The sequence below is a fragment of the Streptomyces sp. NPDC049577 genome, assembly GCF_040675635.1.
Taxonomy (GTDB): Bacteria; Actinomycetota; Actinomycetes; order Streptomycetales; family Streptomycetaceae; genus Streptomyces.
The window spans coordinates 1-3,887 of sequence record NZ_JBFAPH010000462.1 but is presented as its reverse complement, the minus strand read 5'-3'; the positions used below and the strand labels follow the sequence as shown (position 1 = coordinate 3,887).

Annotated in this window: 4 protein-coding genes and 1 pseudogene; 3 read left to right on the top strand and 2 right to left on the bottom strand. The window is 73.1% G+C overall.

All coding sequences use genetic code 11. The features are described from left to right. Positions 1-108, bottom strand: a pseudogene (locus tag AB0K09_RS30925) (3-oxoacyl-ACP reductase); the annotation flags it as partial. A 69-nt stretch (positions 109-177) separates the two neighbouring features. Between AB0K09_RS30925 and AB0K09_RS30920 the strand changes: the two are divergent. The 3 genes from AB0K09_RS30920 to AB0K09_RS30910 are packed head-to-tail and all read left to right on the top strand — an operon-like array spanning position 178 to position 3,035. Beyond that, positions 178-996, top strand: a complete 819-nt coding sequence (locus AB0K09_RS30920; RefSeq protein ID WP_366068717.1) for a LysR family transcriptional regulator — start codon at positions 178-180, stop codon at positions 994-996. A gap of 45 nt (positions 997-1,041) precedes the next feature. Then, on the top strand, positions 1,042-2,301 hold the full coding sequence (locus tag AB0K09_RS30915; RefSeq protein ID WP_366068716.1) for a VWA domain-containing protein: 1,260 nt from the start codon (positions 1,042-1,044) through the stop codon (positions 2,299-2,301). Next, positions 2,301-3,035, top strand: coding sequence for a hypothetical protein (locus AB0K09_RS30910; RefSeq protein ID WP_366068715.1), 735 nt, complete (start codon positions 2,301-2,303; stop codon positions 3,033-3,035). The genes AB0K09_RS30915 and AB0K09_RS30910 overlap by 1 nt, the downstream gene beginning before the upstream one ends. 61 nt (positions 3,036-3,096) lie before the next feature. On the opposite strand, the gene AB0K09_RS30905 is transcribed toward AB0K09_RS30910, so the two are convergent. Further along, on the bottom strand, positions 3,097-3,887 hold a 791-nt coding region (locus AB0K09_RS30905; protein WP_366068714.1), incomplete at its 5' end, for a trypsin-like serine protease.

The window sequence follows — 3,887 nt, the reverse complement described above, 5'->3', positions numbered from 1 at the left end:
CGTGCCGATGACGTCCCAGCCGCGTCGGAGGAACTCGGCGGCGAGCCCGAGGCCCAGGCCCCGTGAGGCCCCGATGACGACGGCGGTCTTGCGGGTGTCGGTGATCATGCCGCAAGTCTCCGATCGGTTCGTGCCGGGCGTCCAATACCCTTCGGACCGCATTGATACCGTCACGGCATGGATCTGGATCTGCGGAAGCTCCGCTATTTCGTGGCGGTGGCCGAGCACCGGCACTTCGGCCGGGCGGCACAGGCGCTGTTCATCGCACAGCCGGTCCTCAGCCGGCAGATCCGCGCGTTCGAACAGGAGCTGGGCTGCTCGTTGTTCACGCGGACCACGCGCAGCGTCGAGCTGACCTCCGCCGGGAAACAGTTGTATGACGAGGCGTCAAGGATCACCGCGGTGGTGGACGGCGCGCTCCGGCGCGTGCACGAGGCCCGGCGGGGCGAACAGCGGCTCGTCGTGGCCTTCTCACCCGGCCTGCACGTCTCGGACGCGATCCGGGCGTTCACGCCGATCCATCCGGACGTCGTCGTCGATGTCCTTCCGCTGCGCTGGTGGGAACAGGACGCGCCGCTGCGCGACGGCCGCGCGCAGCTGGGGTACCTCCGGCGCCCCTTCGACGACTCGGGGCTGCGCACCGTCCCCATCGGTCACGAGACCAAGGTCGCGTGCCTGCCGGTGACGCATCCGCTGGCCGGCCGCCGTGCCCTCACGTCGGCCGATCTCGACGGTGAGCCGATCCTCGGCGGCAGGGCCCGGCGGACGTCCTCGCTGGAGGAGAAGTTCGAGCTCATCGCCGCCGGGCAGGGCATCGCGCTCGTCCCCGTCAGCATCGCGGACTCCTACTCCCGCCCCGACCTCGTCTACCTGACCGTCACGGACGCCCTGCCCGTCGAGACCTGCCTGGCCGTACCGGAGAACAACCGGGTGGGCCCCGCACCGGACTTCCTGGACATCGCCACCGCGGCGCTGCGCCGGCGCACCGGCGCCTGACCACGTGTTTTGAGGCCGCACCGCCCCGTTCCATAGGATCACCCGATGATCATCACGAAACGGCTGGCGGCGGGTGCCTGCGCACTGCTCGCCGCGTTGGCCGCGGGCACCGCGCCGGCGGATGCCGCCGACGGGCCCCCGAAGAATTCCCCCAAGGTCGAGCTCGTCCTCGACGTCAGCGGCTCGATGCGGGCCCAGGACATCGACGGGCAGTCGCGCATGGCGGCCGCCCAGCAGGCGTTCAACGAGGTCATCGACGCGGTGCCGGAAGGCGTACGGCTCGGGATCCGGACGCTCGGCGCTACCTACCCCGGCGACGACAAGCAGATCGGCTGCCGGGACAGCAAGCAGCTCTACCCCGTCGGCCAGGTGGACCGCACCGAGGCGAAGGCCGCGGTGGCGACGCTGCGGCCGACCGGATGGACGCCCATCGGGTACGCGCTGCGCGGGGCGGACGAGGACCTGGGGACGGACGGCGGCACGCGCCGGGTCGTGCTCATCACCGACGGCGAGGACTCCTGCGGGCTGCCCGACCCCTGCGACGTGGCGCGCGAACTGGCCGCCAAGGGCACGCACCTGACCGTCGACACCCTGGGGCTGACCCAGGACGACAAGACGCGTGAGCAGCTGACCTGTATCGCCGAGGCCACCGGCGGCACGTACACCACCGTGCGGCACCGCAAGGAGCTCTCGGGCCGGATCAAGCAGCTGGTCCGGCGGGCGGACACGCCGGTCGAGAAGCCGAGGCCGGCGCAGGGCACGGCCGAGTGCTCCACCGCGCCGGAGCTCGGAGCCGGGGTGTACACCGACCGGGAGCAGTTCTCCGAGCACCGCTGGTACAAGGTGAAGGTCAAGCCCGGCCAGGAGCTGCGCGCCGCGGTGAGCGTCGGCGCGGACCGGCCCGTCGACCGGGACTACGGCGTGCTGCTGCGGGCCGTGACCGAGGGCGGCCAGGAGCTCGTCCGCGGCTCGGACGCCGGGAGCGGGCGCACCGACGTGCTGTCGGCGGGCCTGCGCCATCCCGTGGCCGAGGCGAAGGACGACCGCGACAAGGAACCCCGCACGGTGTGCCTGGAGGTCTCCACCTCCTTCTCCGCGCCCCCGTCCGTCAAGCGGGACCCCGGTCTGCCCGTCGAGCTGGCCGTCGATCTGGTCAAGGGACCGGACAACCCCTCCGACGTGGCCGCGTTCGGCCTCGGCCGGGGCTGGGTGCTGCTGCTCGTACTGACCGTGACCGGGCTGCTCGCCGGTCTGCTCTGGGGCTGGCTGGCCCGCTGGCGCGTCGCGGTGTGGAGGGAGAACTGATGCGGACGATCCGTAACGGGAGGCGCGCGACCGTGGCCGGTGTGCTGGCCGGCGCCGCGCTGCTGCTGTCCTCCGGTGCCGCCACGGCGGACGACGCCGACGACAAGCCCACCGAGGCGGGCACCACCTTCCGCACCGCGACCCCCGTCGCGCAGGGCGAGAAGGCGACGGCCGACGCGTCCAACGGCGACTACCTCTACTGGCAGTTCCCGGCCGGCGCCGGACAGCGGCCGACCGCGAAGGCGACCGTCAGCCTGCCGGAGGCCTCGGCCCGGCACGGCGCCGCCACCTGGCGGCTGGACGTCTTCGACGGACTGCGCCGCCGCCAGGCCTGCGCCTCGGGCGAGCCGGCGAAGCGGGCGTCGCAGCAGGACGCCACCGTCACCCTCACCTGCACGCTGCGCACCGTGCGGCCCTGGGCCGAGCGCTGGTCCAACGACCCGCTGCCCGGCGCGTACTACGTGCGCGTGACGGTCACGGACACGCCCGACCAGGACCTGGGCCTGCCGGTGCGGGCCGAGGTCGAGGCCACCGCCGAGGACACCGGCGGCAACCACGCCGAGGGCGGCGAACTGGGCGCACCGCTGCACGCCAAGGCCGTCGCCGAGCCGGAGGACGGCTGGAACGGCAGCTGGTTCTCCGACCGCTGGGCGTGGACCGTGGGCGGGGCGGTGCTCGCCGCCCTGGCCGCGGTGGGCGGCTACACCCTCACCCGGCACCCGCGCCGTCGCTGACGACGGCACGCGTCACGGGAAACGGCGGCGCCCCCGGCCCGGGGGCGCCGCCGTCCGCGTCTCAGCGCCGCGCGGCCGGCTCCTCGCCCTCGACCGCCCGCAGGTACAGCGCGAGCAGGTCGTCCGTGAAATAGGAGCTGTAGGAGATGTCCGGGGTGTCGCCCCCGGTGTGGTAGCCGCCGATGACACCGATCAGCAGATAGTCCTCCGGCCCGCGGACCAGGAACGGTCCGCCCGAGGTGCCGCCCACGTAGCCGGCGCAGGCGATCTCCAGGAAGTCGCCGGGCGCCTTGGGATCGGTGCTGGTGTAGCGGTGCGTGGAGGACGCGCAGTCCAGCGGCTTGGGGTACTTCGCGTCGCTGTTGCCCGGGTAGCCGATCAACCGCACGTTCCTGTGGTCGTAGCCGGGGTGGACGGCCAGGTCGAACCCGCCGACCGCGTCCTGCACGTCCGCGTCGTCCTCGCGCTCGCCCAGCCGTACGACCGTGTAGTCCCAGCGCGCGCCGCCGTCGGTGCCCAGGTCGTAGTAGCGCTGGTCGATGTAGATGGCATCGACCGGGAAGACGCCGTGCGGCTTGAGGCCGTCGTGGTATTGCGGCACGAACGACAGCTGCTTCTTCGGGTCGGGGGAGCGCAGGCAGTGCGCGGCGCTGACCACCAGGTCGCGGTGCGGGCTGCGGATGACGGTCCCGCCGCAGAAGCGGCCGGTGTTGTTCCCGTCGGTCCAGAAGAACGTGCCCACCTGCGGCAGTCCGTCGAAGGGATGGCTGGGCGGCACCGAACCGGCGGGGCGGGAGGCAGCCGTGCGGCCGTGCGCGTCGGCGGGCAGGGCAGCCGCCATGCGCGCGGGTG